The organism is Streptosporangium sp. NPDC050284, assembly GCF_044459525.1.
In the GTDB taxonomy this organism is placed as follows: Bacteria; Actinomycetota; Actinomycetes; order Streptosporangiales; family Streptosporangiaceae; genus Streptosporangium.
Genome location: NZ_JBITIZ010000026.1, coordinates 15,978 through 32,194 on the forward strand (window position 1 = coordinate 15,978; position 16,217 = coordinate 32,194).

The 16,217-nt window shown below is 70.6% G+C and carries 15 protein-coding genes; 7 read left to right on the top strand and 8 right to left on the bottom strand.

Annotated features, from left to right (window positions below; all coding sequences use genetic code 11):
* Positions 1-5 precede the first annotated feature (5 nt).
* The 4 genes from ACIBH4_RS36840 to ACIBH4_RS36855 all read left to right on the top strand — a co-directional run bounded on the left by ACIBH4_RS36840 (position 6) and on the right by ACIBH4_RS36855 (position 4,332).
* A complete protein-coding gene (locus ACIBH4_RS36840) occupies positions 6-950 on the top strand; it encodes an NAD-dependent epimerase/dehydratase family protein (protein WP_362521358.1) in 945 nt (314 codons plus the stop codon).
* 264 nt (positions 951-1,214) lie between these two features.
* Positions 1,215-2,570, top strand: coding sequence for an HD-GYP domain-containing protein (locus ACIBH4_RS36845; RefSeq protein WP_362521364.1), 1,356 nt, complete (start codon positions 1,215-1,217; stop codon positions 2,568-2,570).
* Positions 2,567-3,868: an HD domain-containing phosphohydrolase gene (locus ACIBH4_RS36850; RefSeq protein WP_362521367.1), complete on the top strand. Its 1,302-nt coding sequence runs from the start codon at positions 2,567-2,569 to the stop codon at positions 3,866-3,868. The genes ACIBH4_RS36845 and ACIBH4_RS36850 overlap by 4 nt, the downstream gene beginning before the upstream one ends.
* A gap of 251 nt (positions 3,869-4,119) precedes the next feature.
* Positions 4,120-4,332 carry a biotin/lipoyl-binding carrier protein gene (locus ACIBH4_RS36855; protein WP_362521370.1) on the top strand — a complete coding sequence of 71 codons (213 nt, stop codon included), beginning with the start codon at positions 4,120-4,122 and terminating at the stop codon, positions 4,330-4,332.
* Here the strand turns inward: ACIBH4_RS36855 and ACIBH4_RS36860 are convergent.
* Positions 4,322-4,720: a thioesterase gene (locus ACIBH4_RS36860; RefSeq protein ID WP_362521373.1), complete on the bottom strand. Its 399-nt coding sequence runs from the start codon at positions 4,718-4,720 to the stop codon at positions 4,322-4,324. The genes ACIBH4_RS36855 and ACIBH4_RS36860 overlap by 11 nt on opposite strands.
* On the opposite strand from ACIBH4_RS36860, the gene ACIBH4_RS36865 reads away from it, so the two are divergent.
* Positions 4,719-4,928: a hypothetical protein gene (locus tag ACIBH4_RS36865; RefSeq protein WP_362521376.1), complete on the top strand. Its 210-nt coding sequence runs from the start codon at positions 4,719-4,721 to the stop codon at positions 4,926-4,928. The genes ACIBH4_RS36860 and ACIBH4_RS36865 overlap by 2 nt on opposite strands.
* Positions 4,929-5,253: 325 nt before the next feature.
* Complete coding sequence (locus tag ACIBH4_RS36870) at positions 5,254-6,960, top strand: protein kinase (RefSeq protein WP_362521379.1); 1,707 nt, start codon at positions 5,254-5,256, stop codon at positions 6,958-6,960.
* Between the two features lie 201 nt (positions 6,961-7,161).
* Here the strand turns inward: ACIBH4_RS36870 and ACIBH4_RS36875 are convergent, their stop codons facing one another.
* The 5 genes from ACIBH4_RS36875 to ACIBH4_RS36895 form a co-directional block, all read right to left on the bottom strand.
* Positions 7,162-8,814: an acetolactate synthase gene (locus tag ACIBH4_RS36875; protein ID WP_362769012.1), complete on the bottom strand. Its 1,653-nt coding sequence runs from the start codon at positions 8,812-8,814 to the stop codon at positions 7,162-7,164.
* 398 nt (positions 8,815-9,212) lie between these two features.
* The gene (gene bioB, locus ACIBH4_RS36880) at positions 9,213-10,208 is read right to left on the bottom strand and encodes a biotin synthase BioB (RefSeq protein WP_350949776.1); all 996 of its coding nucleotides are present in this window, start codon (positions 10,206-10,208) and stop codon (positions 9,213-9,215) included.
* Between the two features lie 37 nt (positions 10,209-10,245).
* A complete protein-coding gene (gene bioD / locus ACIBH4_RS36885) occupies positions 10,246-10,968 on the bottom strand; it encodes a dethiobiotin synthase (protein ID WP_362521386.1) in 723 nt (240 codons plus the stop codon).
* Positions 10,969-11,148: 180 nt separating this feature from the next.
* Complete coding sequence (locus ACIBH4_RS36890; protein ID WP_350949774.1) at positions 11,149-11,868, bottom strand: GntR family transcriptional regulator; 720 nt, start codon at positions 11,866-11,868, stop codon at positions 11,149-11,151.
* Positions 11,865-13,034, bottom strand: a complete 1,170-nt coding sequence (locus ACIBH4_RS36895) for an 8-amino-7-oxononanoate synthase (RefSeq protein ID WP_399173695.1) — start codon at positions 13,032-13,034, stop codon at positions 11,865-11,867. The genes ACIBH4_RS36890 and ACIBH4_RS36895 overlap by 4 nt, the downstream gene beginning before the upstream one ends.
* Positions 13,035-13,093: 59 nt before the next feature.
* Here ACIBH4_RS36895 and ACIBH4_RS36900 point away from each other — a divergent pair, with 59 nt between their 5' ends.
* Complete coding sequence (locus tag ACIBH4_RS36900) at positions 13,094-14,557, top strand: histidine kinase N-terminal domain-containing protein (RefSeq protein ID WP_362769014.1); 1,464 nt, start codon at positions 13,094-13,096, stop codon at positions 14,555-14,557.
* Between the two features lie 136 nt (positions 14,558-14,693).
* On the opposite strand, the gene ACIBH4_RS36905 is transcribed toward ACIBH4_RS36900, so the two are convergent.
* Together ACIBH4_RS36905 and ACIBH4_RS36910 are read right to left on the bottom strand one after the other, a co-directional pair.
* On the bottom strand, positions 14,694-14,948 hold the full coding sequence (locus ACIBH4_RS36905) for a WhiB family transcriptional regulator (RefSeq protein ID WP_350949771.1): 255 nt from the start codon (positions 14,946-14,948) through the stop codon (positions 14,694-14,696).
* 280 nt (positions 14,949-15,228) lie between these two features.
* Entirely contained in the window at positions 15,229-16,188 is a 960-nt protein-coding gene (locus ACIBH4_RS36910; protein WP_362521396.1) for a diacylglycerol kinase family protein, read from the bottom strand.
* Positions 16,189-16,217: the final 29 nt, after the last annotated feature.

Consider the following 16,217-nt stretch of genomic DNA (forward strand, 5'->3'; position numbering starts at 1 on the left):
TCACCATGCGCATACTCGTGACCGGCGGGGCGGGTTTCATCGGATCCACCCTCGTCGACCGGCTGCTGGCCGACGGGCACGAAGTGGCGGTCGTGGACGACCTGTCGGGCGGCGACCGCGGCAACCTGGTCGGCGCCGCGAGGAATCCCCTGTTCGCCCTGCACATGATGGACATCCGCGACCCGGCCCTGATCGGCCTCGCCGCCGAGTGGAGGCCCGAGGTCGTCTGCCACCTCGCCGCGCAGATCAGCGTGCGCAAGAGCGTCGCCGACCCGGTCCATGACGCCCGGCTCAACGTCGAGGGCACCGCGTCGGTCCTGACGGCCGCCCACCGCGGAGGCGCCCGCAAGGTCGTCTTCGCCTCCTCGGTCGCGGTCTACGGCAGGCCGGCGGTCATCCCGGTCCCCGGCGGCGCGGCGACCGACCCGCGTTCCCCGTACGCGGCCTCCAAGCTGAGCGCGGAGACCTACCTGGCCACGTTCAAGGCGCTCCACGGCATCGACTACACCACCCTGGTGCTCTCCAACGTCTACGGCCCGCGCCAGTCGCCCGACGGCGAGGCGGGGGTGGTCGCCATCTTCACCGACGCGCTGCTCAACGGCACCCCCACGGTGGTGTACGGCGACGGCACTCAGACCCGCGACTACATCTTCATCGACGACGTGGTGGACGGCTTCGCCCGCGCCTGCGGCACCGAGGGCGGCGGCGGCCGGTTCAACCTGGGCACCGGAGTCCAGACCACGGACCGGAGGCTGCACTCCCTGATCGCGGAGGCGGCGGGTGTCGCCGACGAGCCGGGCGAGGCCCCGGCGCGCCTGGGCGACCTCCCCGCGATGGCCGTCGACCCGGCCCCCGCGTTCGAGGGGCTCGGCTGGCGTCCCCAGACGGAGCTGGCCGTGGGTCTGAAGAGCACCGTCGACTGGGCGAGGAGCAGGCTCGCGAGCCCGTGACGCGAAGGGTCCCGCGTGCCCGCCCGTGTGGGCGGCGCGATCACCGGCGCGGCTCCGGAACCCGATACTCCGGATATTCATGGCCTACAGTGATTGCTTGATTACGCTTTGCTTGCGATTGGCCGTCTCGCCCTCCTGATCAGGTTCGCTTCGATAGCCTGGGTGCGAAATCAACGTGGAGGCAGCGCATGTTGAAGGAAACGGTCACCTCAGTCTTTCCTGGGATTTCCTGGACCTGAGCACGCGCCCTTTAGGAACCCTAAGGTGGCCGCTTTGCGTGGACTGCCGTGGTTTGCCAAGGTCTATCTGATCCTTGTCATCGGAGCCGCGTTCGCGCTGCTCGGATACAACGTGGTCTCGGACGGCGGGCTGGATCTGCTCGACTGGTCCAACCTCATGGTCCTGGCCCTGCTGTTCCTGGTGTGCGAGTCGGTGCCCACCCTGCTGCACGTCCGGCAGGCCGCGGTGTCGGTCAGCTTCTCCGCCGTGCTCGCCGCGGTGGTGCTGCTCGGCCCGGAGGGAGCGGCGCTGGTCGGCATGACGGCGATGTTCAGCGTGCGGCCCGGCCTGCCACTGGTGAAGCGGCTGTTCAACAGTGCCCAGTTCGCCATCTGCGGTTACGTCGCCGGCCGGGTCTACGTGTGGCTCGGCGGCAGGTCGGGGGTGCCGACCGTCGCCGAGTTCGACGACATCATCGTGCCGTTCGCGGGCGCGGCGGCCGTCTTCGTGCCCCTCAACTTCGTGCTGATCGCGCTCGTGCTGAAGCTCACCGGTCAGGCCGACCAGGTGCCGCGGCGGGACGTGGCACAGTTCATGGTCTCCTACTTCGGCTACGCCACCTTCGGCCTGCTGATCGCCGGATTGTGGGCCACGGTCAACTCGATATCCGCGGTGCTCGTGCTGCTCCCGCTCTTCGTGGCCCGCTGGGCCTTCGGCCAGTATCTCGCGCAGCAGCGCTCCTACGACGCGACGATCGCCGCGCTCTGCCAGGCCGTGGAGACCAAGGACTACTACACGCGTGGCCACTGCACCCGCGTCTCCAAGGCCGCAGGCATGATCGCCGAGGAGATCGGCATGGGATCGGAGCGGTTGCGCGCGATCCGTTACGCGGGGATGCTCCACGACGTGGGCAAGCTGGGCGTGCCGACCAAGGTGCTGCAGAAGGACGGCCCGCTCAGCGAGGAGGAGTTCGCGGCCATCCAGCTCCATCCGATGCGCGGGCTGGAGATCGTGCGCGGCATCGACTTCCTGGACGAGGCGTTCGCCGGGATCATGCACCACCACGAGCGGCAGGACGGCAAGGGCTACCCGATGGGGCTGGCGGGCGACGAGATCCCGGAGTTCGCCAGGATCATCGCGGTGGCCGACGCCTTCGACTCGATGACCTCCGACCGCTCCTATCGCAACGCCCGCTCGCGCGAGGTGGCGATGACCGAGCTGCGCAAGGGCGCCGGCACCCAGTTCGACCCGGTGATGGTGGTGGCGTTCGTCAAGGCCGTCGACCGTCACGGCTGGGAGCCGCCGCGCACGGTCGTCACGCCCCCGGCCGACGTGACGGAGACGACCGCGAAGGACCACGACGACCCGACCATGCCCATCCAGGTGGTGTCCGAGCGATGAACGGTGGTGTCCGAGCGATGAACGGCTCCGGCGCCGGCCGCGTTCTCCGGACGCTCGACTCGGGCCAGCTCCTGCTGATCTGCGCGGCGGGACTCGTGGCGGTGGCCGGGGTGGCGCACACGGCCGCGACCGGCCTGCTCGACCCTCAGCTCGCCGTCGCCTTCGGCGCGCTGATCGCGATCGGCGAGCTGGTCAGGCTCACCATGCCCGGCAACAGGGAGGTGGCCCCGATCGGCGCGGCGGCCGCGCTCGGTTACACGCTCCTGCTGGACATGGGGGGTGTCCCCACCCGGCATTCGGCGTTGCAGGTCGTCGCGGTGCTGTCGGTCGGCATGGTGGCGGGGGCGCTGCCGCACCTCGCGGTGGGTCGCCCGCCCCAGCTGGACGGGATGGCGCGCAGGCTCTTCACCGGTGCTCTGCTGGCGCTGGCCTACCGGCCGCTGGCGGGGCCGCTGTCCGACCTCGCGGGGGGAGGGGAGAGCGGTTGGTGGCCCGCGCTCGGCGTGATGGCCCTGCTCATCCTGCTCATGGTGATGGTCGACGTGCTGCTCGCCGCCATGCTGCGGGCCGAGCAGGTGCGTGCCGCCTTCAAGGTGGCGGTCCGCGACGAGCTGCGGATGGCCGCGCCGCTGGGAGCGGCCGTCGCCGCCTCCGGCATCCTGCTCGCGCTCGCCTCGCACAGCATGGGCATGACCGCGCTGCTGGTCTTCGCGGCGCCGCTGCTCGTCACCCAGGTCGCCTTCCGCAAGTACGCCGGGATCAGGGCCACCTACCTGCAGACCGTACGGGCGCTGTCACGGGTCACCGAGGTCGGCGGGTACGTCGAGCCGGGGCACTCCCGCCGGGTGAGCCGTCTGGCGGTGGCGGTGGGGCGGGAGCTCGGCATGGCGGAGCCCGAGCTGCTGGAGCTCGAGTACGCCGCGCTCATGCACGACATCGGCCAGCTGTCGCTGCGCGATCCCATTCCCGGCGGTGCGACGGTCCTCACCGACCCCGAGCAGGCGCGGCGCATCGCCGAGCTGGGAGCGGAGGTGATCAGGCAGACCGGGGTGCTCGACCGGGTGGCCGAGATCGTCCGCCGCCAGTGCGACACCTGCGCGGAGGCGTCTCCGATGGCGAGCCGCATCATCAAGACGGCCAACGCCTACGACGACCTCGTCGGCGGTTCCAGCGACCGCGACCGGGCGGGCGCCGCCCTCGAACGGCTCCGTCTGGGGGTGGGGCAGGAGTATGACCCGACGGTCGTCGAGGCGATGGCCCGTGTGATCGACAGGCTGGCTCCGATCCACCGGCTCTAGACCTCGCTGGACGCAGGCCCGTCGTTCGCCACGGAAGACCGACGAGGCACTCGCGCGGGGCCACGTCGACGCGGGCGCCCGCGAGGCCGTGGCGCGTTTCCGCGTGCGGGACACGAGGAGTGACCCGCCGGGCCGCTGGAGCGGCAGGAGTTCGTCGACGGAAACTACGACTCGGGACTGGTGCCCTCCTAGGCGGGCGTGATCAGCTTTTTCTGACACAGTTGAGAGACGTTGAACGATGGGAGTTTCCGGTGGCCGAGATCCGCGCTGAGATGGTGGCGAATGTCTGGAAGGTCCTCGTGTCCGAGGGTGACCCCGTCGAGGACGGTGACACCCTGGTCATCCTTGAGTCGATGAAGATGGAGATCCCGGTCCTGACGGAGGACGGTGGCGTGATCTCCCAGCTGAAGGTCGCCGAGGGCGACGTCATCCAGGAGGGCGACCTGATCGCCGTTATCGAGTAGTCCCGCCGTCGCGGGCGAGCCGGGCGAGGAAGCGCTCACGGTCGACGACCACGCGCTCGATCGTTCCCGAGGCGACGACGGACGTCCGGTCGCGGGCGGTGAAGCCGAAGACCAGGCGGCGCCCGTCGACCTCGGTGAGCTCGACGGTGATCTCGACATGCGTGCCGACCGGGCTGGCCTCCAGGTGCTCCAGAAAGACGCGGGTGCCGACGGAGGTCTGGCCCGGGGCCAGGTCACCCGCGACCGCCTGGACGGTGGCCCGCTCGGCGAGGGCGAGCAGGCGGGGGGTGGCGAGTACTGGGACGTCACCGCTGCCGACCTTTGTCGCGGTGTCCTCGGTTTCCACCATGATGAGCAGCCGTGCCTGCAGACCGGGAGCGAGCGTCATGCGCGTCAGCATAGGGTCTGGTCTCGTGACCTCGTACTGCGATCACTGCGGGCGCCCGGAGGGCGAGGCCGACCACGCCGCGTGTCTGTCGGCCCGCGCGATGGAGCCACCCCGCTACTGTTCTCGCTGCCGCCGCCGGATGGTGGTGCAGGTGACCCCCGGCGGCTGGTCCGCGCGCTGCGCCGAACACGGCACCACGAGCGGTTGACGCCGCTCGGCTTCACCCCGACTCACATGTTCTTTGCCGAGCCTTGTAGGATTTTGCGGAGTTCGTCCCGGATGTCTTGGGGTGACGCCGTGGCGCCCGCGTTGATTGTTTCCTCTGTGATTTTCGGGTGGCTTTGGGCGCAAGAGCCTGCAAGGTGGATAAGTACACCTAAAAGTGCCGGGTTTTGTGCGATGCTACGGCACGCATCTCGTTTGTGAGCCATGCGGCATGCAGGGTTTCGTTACAGCGCCGTGATGGTGCCGCGACGCGGATCCGCTTTGTTGGAGAGCTCTGAGGTAGGAGTGAAGAGGGTTACGGGGGAGCCATGGTGGCCCAAGGCACGACGCTGGCGGGGCGGTATCGCCTAAGCACCCGCATTGGGGCCGGCGGTATGGGCGAGGTGTGGAAGGGCGAGGACATCGTCCTGGCTCGCACCGTCGCCGTGAAGGTGCTGCTTCCCGGCCGTACCGACGACCCGGGCTTCCTGGTTCGCTTCCAGGGCGAGGCCAGGGCGATGGCGACGATCAACCACCCCGGGGTCGTCGACGTGTACGACTACGGGGTTCACGAGGTGCCCGGCGCGGGGGCGACGGCATACCTGGTGATGAAGTTCGTCGACGGCGAGCCGCTCGACCGCCTGCTCGGGCGGCTGCGGCGCATCGCCCCCGGGGCCGCGATGGATCTCATCGCCCAGGCGGCCTCGGCACTGCAGGCGGTCCACGACCAGGGCATCGTCCACCGGGACATCAAACCGGGCAACCTGCTGGTGCGGTCGGACGGCACGCTCGTGCTCACCGACTTCGGCATCGCCAGGTCCGACTCCGCCAGCCGGCTGACGGACGCGGGCATGGTGCTCGGCACCGCCGCCTACTGCGCGCCCGAGCAGGCCGAGGGCGCACCCGTGACACCGGCCGTCGACATCTACGCGCTGGGCGTGGTGGCGTACGAGTGCCTGGCCGGGCAGCGTCCGTTCGACGGCGACACGCCCGTCACGATCGCGCTCAAGCACATCCGCGAGACGCCGCCGCCGCTGCCGCCGGACGTTCCGCCCGCGGTGAGGGCACTTGTGGAGCGCTCCCTCGCCAAGGATCCGGCCCGGCGCTTCCCCAGCGCCGCGGCGATGAGCGCCGCCGCCAGACAGGCCGCCTTCGGTGCGGAGGGCGGCGACACGCTGTCGGCGTCCGCGCGGCAGGCGGGGCCGCCGGAGACCGGCTGGCAGACCCAGGCCCCCCAGGGCGGCCCGCAGGAACAGACCGGCTGGCAGGGGCAGGGGCAGGGACCGGCCGCTCCGCAGACAGGTTGGCAGGGAGCCCAGGCCCCTGCGGGAAACTGGCAGGGCGCCCAGCCTCCGACCGGTAGTTGGCAGGGGAGCGCGCAGCACTCCACCTCGCCGACGGTGGGATCTGAGGCGGTCGCGCAGGGTCGCGGGCGCCGCGGCGCGCAGAAGCCGAGGAGCAGGAGTGTGCTGGTCGCGTCGTCGGCGGTCGCGGTCGTGATGTGCGCGGGTCTCGTCGCGGTGGCGATCAATGGGATGGCGGCCTCCAAGGAGGCCGCGAATTCCCTGGGGCAGCCGCCGGTGGCCACGCCCACCGTCGACGAGACGAAGCCGTCGGCGGTGAAGACCCGCAGGACGCCCTCGCCCACCCCGACGGTGACGCGGACGACCAGGCGGCCCAGCCCGAAGCCCGCCGAGGAGGACGAGGGGACGCCGACCCCCACCCCGACGGTGACGAAGACGCCGAAACCGACTCCCACCCCCACACCGACCCCGAGCCCGACGCCGCTGCCGAAGAAGAGGGTGCCCGGCACCGTCGGCATGAAGCCGGAGGCGGCGGAGGCGACGCTCAAACAGGCGGGCTTCAAGGTGAAGCGCACCTACAGCGCCGACGTCAAACCCGAGCACTGCACCGAGGTGGTCGAGTCCCTCCCCGGCGCGGACACGATGTGGGACCCGTCCAAGCCGGTGGAGATCATCATCGCCCCCGTCCCCTGCCCGCCGACGCCCACCCCGACGTCGACGGGCAAGTCCTAGCGGCCCGTCTCCGAACGTTGACCGGGTATCACGACCGGGTGACCGGCTCCCTCCGGGTCTGATCTCCCCGGCAAGGTCGTGTGTCGGCACACCGGCTTCGCGCGGTGACGACGGGCGAGCCTTGATTTCGGGTGGTGTGACGACGGGCTCGCCCACGGGAGACCCCTTCGGTCCTTCGTGTGCGAGCCCGGTGACGCTCCTTCAGATGCCCGTGGTGTGCCGGGGATAGGCCACCGAGGGGTCGGTGGCGATGTTGACCATGTAGGGGACACCGGAGTCGAACGCGCGGCGCAGGGCCGGGCCGATCTCCGAGGGGTCGGTGACGAGCTCGCCACCGCCGCCGAGGGCGGTGACCACCTGGTCGTAGCGGCACTGGGGCTGCAACTCGGCGGCCACGTCGTAGCCGTAGAGCATCTGCATGGGGTGCTTCTCCAGGCCCCACATGCCGTTGTTGCCGCAGATCATCACGACGGGCAGGCGGTGCCGCACGAGCGTGTCGACGTCCATCAGCGAGAAGCCGGCCGCGCCGTCGCCGAGCAGCAGCACCACCTGCGAGGAGGGACGGGCGATCCTGGCGGCGATGGCGTAGCCCAGGCCCGTGCCCAGGCAGCCGTACGGGCCCGGGTCGAGCCAGTTGCCCGGCTGGCGCGGCTCGACGTACTTGCCCGCGTACGAGACGAAGTCGCCGCCGTCGCCGATCACCACGGCGTCGTCGGCGAGGACCTTGGCCAGCTCCCCGTAGATGCGCATCGGGTGGATCGGGTCGGACGCGGACTCCAGCAGGTCGACGTCGGCGGCGACGGCGGCCGAGGCGGCCTCGGACAGCTGCGTCACCCAGGGCGCGTAGGTCTTGGGGGAGACGCCCGCGTTGGCACAGGCCGCGCCGAGGCTCCAGAAGAGCAGCGAGAGGTCGCCGGCGGCGACGGCGACGGGATCCATGTGCGTGGTCAGCTGTGACGGCGCGTCGGCCAGGTGCACGACCTTGGCGAGCGGGGCGCCGTCCTTGCCGCCGAACCAGCCGTAGCCGAGGCGGAAGTCGATCGGGGCGCCCGCCACGATCACCAGGTCGGCCTGCGAGAACGCCATTCCCCTCGCCCGGGTGACCAGCAGCTCGTGACCGGCGGGCAGGATGCCGCGGCCCTGGCCGTTGGGGACGACCGGTAGGCGGTATTCCTCGACGAAGCTTCTGGCGACCTCCTCGGCGCGATCCATCCACACGTCGGAGCCGAGCACCAGCACCGGGTGCCGGGCCTCGGCGATCAGCTGGGCGATCGAGGCGAGTGCGTCGGGGTCGGGCTCCAGCGGGGACGGGGTCAGCGTCTCGGGGGCCTCCTCAAGCGAGGGCGCGGCCGAGAAGAGGTGATCCATGTGGAAGTCGAGGAAGACGGGGCCGCGGTGCGGGGCGAGGGCCGTACGGAAGGCCATCTCCACGTCCTGGGCGATGGAGTCGGCACCGGAGCCGGTGAAGGCCAGCTTGGTGATAGGGGCGAACAGCGGCGGGTGGTCGATCTCCTGCAGCGCGCCCGACCCCCAGCGCGACTGCGGGGCACGGCCTCCCATGACCACCACGGGGGAGCCGTTGAAGTGCGCGGTGGCCACCCCGCTGACGCCGTTGGTGATGCCGGGCCCCGCGGTGAGCACGGCCAGCCCGGGTTTGCGCGTCAGCCGTGCGGTCGCCTCCGCGGCGAAGACGGCACTCTGCTCGTGGCGTACGTCCAAGATGGGCATTCCCTCGTGGACCGCACCGTCGTAAAGCGGGAAGATGTGCCCGCCGGACAGGGTGAACATGGTCTCGATGCCATATGCCTTGGAGACGGCGACCGCTATGTCACCTGCGTGCTTGGGAGACTCCATATCGCGCAACCTACCAGTCAGTCACTTAGCCGGACAGGGATTGTTCCCCCTGCCCCGATCCCATCGCCTAATGCGGCCGGCACATATCGTGTCTGTCGGGAATCGAACCGCCCAACGCCTGGTGGCGGGCACCGTACGGGGGCGACGGGGGTTCGGTACGGGCCGGAGCGCGGACCCACCGTGGCGGGACGGAGATCGGCGGGGAGTCCGGTACAGGCGGAGTGCGGATCCTACGAGGTAAGGCGAGAACCGGCGGGAGTTCGGCAGTGGCCGGGTGAGATCGGGCTCGCGGGGACCTTCGCGTCTCCGCGAGCCCGCGCGCGAGGCTCCGAGATGTTCCCGAACAGGTTGAGGGTGAGGGTGATCTCCGCGAGCCCGCGCGAGGCTCCGAGGGGGTCTCAGAGGGTGTCGGAGAGCGCCTTGATGGGCATCTTGAGGTCCACCAGCAGGCCGAGGTCGGCCTCGGCCGTACGGCCGAGGGTGGTCAGGTAGTTGCCGACGATGATCGCGTTGATGCCGCCGAGCATGCCCTCACGGGTGCCCAGGTCGCCCAGGGTCAGCTCGCGGCCACCCGCGTAGCGCAGGATCGTGCGGGGCAGCGCGAGCCTGAAGGTGGCGATCGTCCTGAGCGCCTCCGGTCCCTCCAGCAGCGGGAAGGACTCGAAGGGGGTGCCGGGGCGCGGGTTGAGGAAGTTCAGCGGGACCTCGTCGGGCGCCAGCTCGCCGAGCTGGCCGGCGAACTCGGCCCGCTGCTCCCGGGTCTCGCCCATCCCCACGATGCCGCCGCAGCACAGTTCCATCCCGGCCTCGCGCACCATCAGGCAGGTGTCCCAGCGCTCCTCCCAGGTGTGGGTGGTGACGACCTTCTCGAAGTGCGACCTCGCGGTCTCCAGGTTGTGGTTGTAGCGGTGCACGCCCATCTCGGCCAGCTCGTCGACCTGCTCCTGGGTGAGCATGCCGAGCGAGCACGCCACGTTGATGTCGACCGCCTCGCGGATCGCCTTCACCCCCTCGCGGACCTGGTCCATCAGGCGCCGGTCGGGGCCCCGTACGGCGGCCACGATGCAGAACTCGGTGGCACCGGTCGCCGCGGTCTCCCTGGCGGCCTCGACCAGCGAGGGGATGTCGAGCCAGACGGCGCGGACCGGGGAGGAGAACTGCCCGGACTGCGAGCAGAAGTGGCAGTCCTCCGGGCAGCCGCCGGTCTTGAGGGAGACGATGCCCTCGACCTCCACCTCCGGGCCGCACCACTTCATCCGCACCTCGTGGGCGAGGGCGAGCAACTCGTCGAGACGGTCGTCGGGAAGCTCCAGGCAACGGAGCGCCTGCGCGGCGTCGAGCCCACGGCCCTCCTCAAGCACCTGCGTCCGGGCGATCTCGAGGATGTCGCTCATCTGATACCTCCAGCGGGGAGATGGGCCGCGGCTTCGGCTACGGGGAAAGCCTAAGGGTGGCCCGGAAGGAAGCGGGGTCGAAGCCGCCCCCCAGCGTGGGACCCAGCCCCGCGCGGGCCGCGCGGGCGAAGGCGTCGCGCTCCAGCAGCCCGGCTCCCTCGGGGAGGGCGCCCGCCAGCGGCCGGGCGGCCAGCATCTCCAGGTCCGCCACGTTGTTCCGCTCGGCGAGGCCGGGCTCGGCGGGCCAGGAGCCGATCACCACCCCGGCGGGCTCCAGCCCTCGGTGGGCCATCGCCTCCAGCGTCAGCGCGGTGTGGTTGAGGGTGCCGAGCCCGGCCCTGACCACCAGGAGGACCGGTGCCGAGAGCGCGCGGGCGAGGTCGGCGAGGGTCGCACCCTCCTCGTCGAAGCGGACGAGCAGCCCGCCCGCACCTTCGACGATCACCAGCCGGTGCGAGGAGGCCAGCTCCTCGATCCGGGCCGCGGCCCGCGCGACGGAGACCGGTGGCAGGCCGGACAGGCGGGCCGCCGCGGCGGGGGAGAGCGCGGCGGGATATCTGGCCAGCTCGAAGGTCGTCCCCACTCCGGACAGCCGGATGACGTCGTCCACGTCGCCGGGGTCGGCGCCGGACACCCCGGTCTGCGCGGGCTTCACCACCGCGACCGAGGAGCCCCGCTCCCTGGCGAGCGAGGCCACCGCCGCGGTGACGACCGTCTTCCCCACCCCGGTGTCGGTCCCGGTGACCACGAGAATGCTCACCTGTCTCACCTTAGGCGGGGTGGACGCAGAAAAGGCGGTGCGGGGCGGGCGGCGCGGGTGGTGAAGAGGCGGTGGGGGCGGTGGAGAGGCGCGCGGGCGGTGCGGGCGCGCGCCTCAGGGGAGCGGACGTCGCCGTGCGCGGGCACGGAACGGCGCCGGGGTACGCGGGACCGGTGTGCCTCAGGGGCGGCGCAGGCGGGTGATGAACTTGTAGCGGTCTCCCCGGTACAGGGACTGGGCCCACTCGACCGGGTTGCCGTCCGCGTCGAAGGCGTGCCGGGTGAGCAGGAGCATCGGCAGGCCGACGTCCACACTGAGCACCTGCGCGTCGTACGGGGTGGCGAGCACGGTCTCTATGATCTCCTCGGCGTCGGTCAGCCGCACGTTGTACGCGTTGTACAGCGTCTCGTACAGCGAGGAGTGCATCTCCAGCTCCCGCCTGAGGCGGGGAAAGCGCCGGGCCGACAGGTGGGTGGTGTCGATCGACATCGGCTCGCCGTTGGCCAGGCGCAGCCGGTGGAGGCGCAGCACGCGGCCGCCGGCGTTGATCGCCAGGCGGCGGGCGAGCGCCTCGTCGGCGGTGACGTAGCTGATGTCGAGGATCTTGGTGTCGGGTTCGAGGCCGACGGTCCGCAGGTCCCCGGTGTAGGAGGTGAGCTGAAGGACCTGGGCGACCTTGGGTTGCGCGACGAACGTCCCCTTGCCCTGGATGCGCACCAGGCGGCCCTCGACCACGAGCTCGGACAGGGCCTGGCGCACGGTCGTGCGCGACGTCTCGAAGCGGACCGCGAGGGCCCGTTCCGGTGGCAGGGCGCTGCCTGCGGGCAGGCTCTTGGTGAGGCTGAGCAGGCTGCGCTTGACGTCGTAGTATTTCGGGATCCGCGGGGAGTCGTCGCTCACATGGTCACCTTCATCTCGGCCACGGCGGTGAGTGCACCCCGGATCACCGCTAGATCATCGGAACTCAGATTGGCCCGTGCCGTCAACCGCAGGCAAGAGCGGCCGACCGGCACCGAAGGCGGCCGGAAGCATCCGGCGCGCACCCCGTGTTCCGCGCAGACGAGGGCGGCCCGAAGCGCGGTCTCGGGCGGGCCGAGCACGATGGGGACGACCGCGCCCGCCGGATCGCCGGTCTCCAGGCCGAGGTCACGGGCCATCGCGGCCAGCTCCCTCGCCCTGGTCCGGACAAGTCCGGGCAGTTCGGGCTGATGGTGAAGGATATCGACGGCGGCGAGTGCCGCCGCCACGCTGCCCGGTGCGAGCCCGGTGTCGAAGATGAACGAGCGTCCCGTGTCCACGAGGGTCTGGATAACCTCGGGCGCGCCGAGCACTGCTCCACCCTGCGATCCCAGGGATTTCGACAGTGTGATCGTTCTCACAACACCCGGTTCGGCCGCGAGCCCCGCGGCGTGCACCGCACCCTGCCCGCGAGCGCCGACGACCCCGATCGAGTGCGCCTCGTCGACGATCAGCAGCGCGCCCTGGCGCGCCGTCGCCGCGTGCAGTTCCTCAAGCGGTGCCAGGTCGCCGTCCACGGAGAAGACCGCGTCGGTGACCACGATCGCGTGCTCCTCGTCCCGGTCGGCGAGTGCCTTCTCCACGGCCGTCGTGTCCCGGTGCGGAGTGACCACGACCCGTGAGCGCGACAGCCGGCAGGCGTCCACGATGGAGGCGTGGTTGCCCGCCTCGGAGACCACCAGGGCGTCCCTGCCCAGGGCCGCTACGGCGGCCAGGTTGGCCAGATAGCCGGAGGAGAACACCAGGGCGCCCCGCGCGTCGGTGAAGGCGCACAGACGCGTCTCCAGGCGCGCGTGCAGGGCCGTGGAGCCCGTGACCAGGCGGGAGCCCGTGGAGCCCGTGCCCCAGGCGCGGGTGGCCTCCACGGCCGCCTCGATCAGCCGCTCGTCCCTGGCCAGGCCGAGGTAGTCGTTGGAGGCCAGGTCGATCAGGCCGTCGTCGTCGGGTGTGCGGGCGCGCAGGACCCGCCGCAACCCCGCCGTCTCCCTCGTGGCCGCCGCCGTGCGGAACCGGGCCAGCGGATCGGGGGTCTGCTCCATAGGCGGCATCTTTCCAGCCGGACTCACCCGATTCGCGTTCGGGCCTGCAAAGAACGCATGATGCACGGGTGCCGACTCTAAGCGACCTGGCGGTTCGTCACACCGCGCTCGACGATGCGGACCTTGAGTGGATGCACTCGCTGGTGTCCGACTGGCAGCTCCTTGCCGACCTTTCCTTCGCGGACCTGATCTTGTGGATCCCCCTGAAGGAGGGCACCGGCTGGATCGCGATCGCGCAGATGAGGCCCACCACGGGGCCGACGGTCTACCACGACGACATCGTGGGCATGACGGCGTCGGCGGGGGAGAAGCCGCTCCTGGAGACCGCCTGGAACGAGCGGCGCATCTGCCGTGAGGGCGATCCCGACTGGTCGAGCGGGGTGCCGGTCCGTGAGGAGACCATCCCGGTGCGGCGGGCCGACCACTTCCTGGGCGTCATCCAGCGCTCGACGAACCTCTCCTCCGCGCGCACCCCCTCCCGCCTGGAGCTGACCTACCTGCAGAGCGCCTCCGACCTGGCCCAGATGGTGGCCGAGGGCCGTTTCCCGTTCTCCGGCGCCGAGCCGATCCTGGTCCGCTCGCCGAGGGTGGGCGACGGGCTGCTCAGGCTCGACCGGGCGGGCCGTGTCACGTACGCCTCGCCGAACGCGCTGTCGGCCTACCGGCGGCTGGGTCTCAACGCCGACCTGGTCGGCGCGGAGCTGGGCCGTACGACCGCGACGCTCTGCTACTCCGACGAGCCCATCAACGAGAACCTGATGCTCGTCGCGAGCGGGCGGGAGCCCAAGGAGACGGAGGTGGAGTCGGGCGGCACGGTCGTGCAGCTGCGGGCGATCCCGCTGGTCGTCGGCGGCGGGAGAATCGGCGCGCTGGTGCTCATCAGGGACGTGACCGAGCTGCGGCGCCGCGAGCGGGAGCTGATGACCAAGGACGCCACCATCAAGGAGATCCACCACCGGGTGAAGAACAACCTGCAGACCGTGGCCGCGCTGCTGCGGCTCCAGGCCAGGCGGATGCAGCTGCCGGAGGGCAGGGAGGCGCTGGAGGAGGCGGTGCGCAGGGTCGGGTCGATCGCGATCGTGCACGAGACGCTCTCGCACACGCCCGAGGAGCAGGTCGACTTCGACGACATCGCCGACCGGGTGATCGCGATGACGGGGGAGGTCGCGGCGCCCGAGGCGCAGGTGGTGCCGTCCCGGATCGGGGCGTTCGGGGTGTTGCGCTCGGAGATCGCGACGCCGCTCGCGATGGTCCTCACCGAACTGCTGCAGAACGCGGTTCAGCACGGGCTGGCGCAGCGTCAGGGCAAGCTCCAAGTGATCGTGTCACGCGGGGCCGAGCGGCTGGATGTGATCGTGTCCGACGACGGCAGCGGGCTGCCGGAGGACTTCGATCTCGACCAGGCCACCAGTCTCGGCCTGCAGATCGTCCGTACCCTGGTGGTGGGTGAGCTGTCCGGGCGTCTCGCCATCGAGCCACGCCAGGGTGGCGGGACCGAGGTGAGCCTGAGCATCCCCCTCCCCGCGGTCTGAGCGGGGGAGGGGGAGCGCGTCGGGTCGCGTTCTCGCGAGGGGACGTGCTTGTCGCCCGGGACGAAAGGCGGGCTCACCAGGCCGGGGACGTGCTCGTCACCCGGCCGGGGGAGACGGAAGGATCGGCGCGGAGGGGTCAGACGCTCGCGCGGGCGCGGGCACGAGCCGTGCGGCGCTTGAGCGCGCGTCGCTCGTCCTCACTCAGGCCGCCCCAGACACCGGCGTCCTGACCGGATTCCAGGGCCCACTTCAGGCATGCTTCGCTGATGCTGCACGTACCGCAGACCTGCTTGGCTTCTTCGATCTGCATCAGGGCGGGGCCGGTGTTGCCGATCGGGAAGAACAGCTCGGGGTCCACGTCACGGCAGGCGGCTCGGTGGCGCCAGTCCATGCGTCCACTCCTTCGTAAGAGGAGCCCTTGCGTCGGCTCCGGCGGCTCACTTTGTGAAGAGTTTCACTAATCAGCGCGAACGGATCCCCGGCCCGTGATCCGGGTCGGGGGACTGCCCGCTTGATCGCCGGTGGCCTGGGAGCGAGGTGGTCGCTCAAAGGTCCTACGTTCCGACGTCATCTTGAGATTGTCAGCCACGCTTAGTACACGCAAGAGGTTTGGGGGAACGTTTTGCCTGAAATGGATGTCGGATGCGTCACACAGGCTCGCACGTAACCGATTAGACCAAGACCTGTAACGCGTCGGGGATAGAGCGGAACGTTATTCGTTCGACCTCTCCCAAGTAGTCCCCGTCCAGCTGGAACGCCACGGGGCGCCCGGCGCTCAGGGTGAACTCCTTCTCGTCGTGGAGCTGCACCAGGTGGCGACCTGTCGGCAGCGTGTCGCGCTCACCGAGGATCTGGGGCATCAGCTGGAGCATGAAGGGCAGGCCGAGACGCTGCAGGCCCAGAAGGTCGAGCCCGGTCTCGAAGCTCGCCCACGGGGTCGGGGAGACCGGCCGAGGGCCGATGTAGGACCACGGGGAGGTGTTGGAGACGACGGCCATGAAGATGCCGCCGGTCCGCGGCACGTCGGGGCCCTCGACGGTCATCGGCGGGTGACGTTTGTCGGTCGACAGATAGTGGTGTAACGCGGTGTTCACATAGCGGGTGGGTGTCGCCTTGCGGCCGGTGCCCCGCATCCCCTCGACCGCCCTGATCACCTCGGCGTCGTACCCCAGACCACTACAGAACGTGAAATATCTACTGTGGTCACCCCAGATCGCCTGACCGAGTCCGACGGTCCGTCTCCGGTCGTCGCGGATCGCCTCCAGGATCGCCCCCATCGCCTCGACCGGGTCGTTCGGCAGGCCCAGGGCCCTCGCGAAGACGTTCGCGCTGCCACCGGGGATCGCGAGCAGCGCGGGCCTGTCGATCGAGCTGCCCTCGTCGCCGGCCTTGCCGTCCACCGGGTCGAGCAGCCCGTTCACCGCCTCGTTGATGGTGCCGTCACCCCCCAGCACGGCCACCGCGTCGTAGCCGGAGGCGTGCGCCTTGCGGGAGAGCCGCATCGCGTGCCCCCGGTAGGCCGTCTCCTCGACGGTGAGGTTCATCGTCGCGCTCAGCGCTCTGATGAGAACGTCCCTGGTTCGCTGGTTGGTCGTCGTCGCCTTCGGATTCACCAGGAGCATCGCGCGCATGACCTCAGCGTATCCGCCGGAAACCGGGC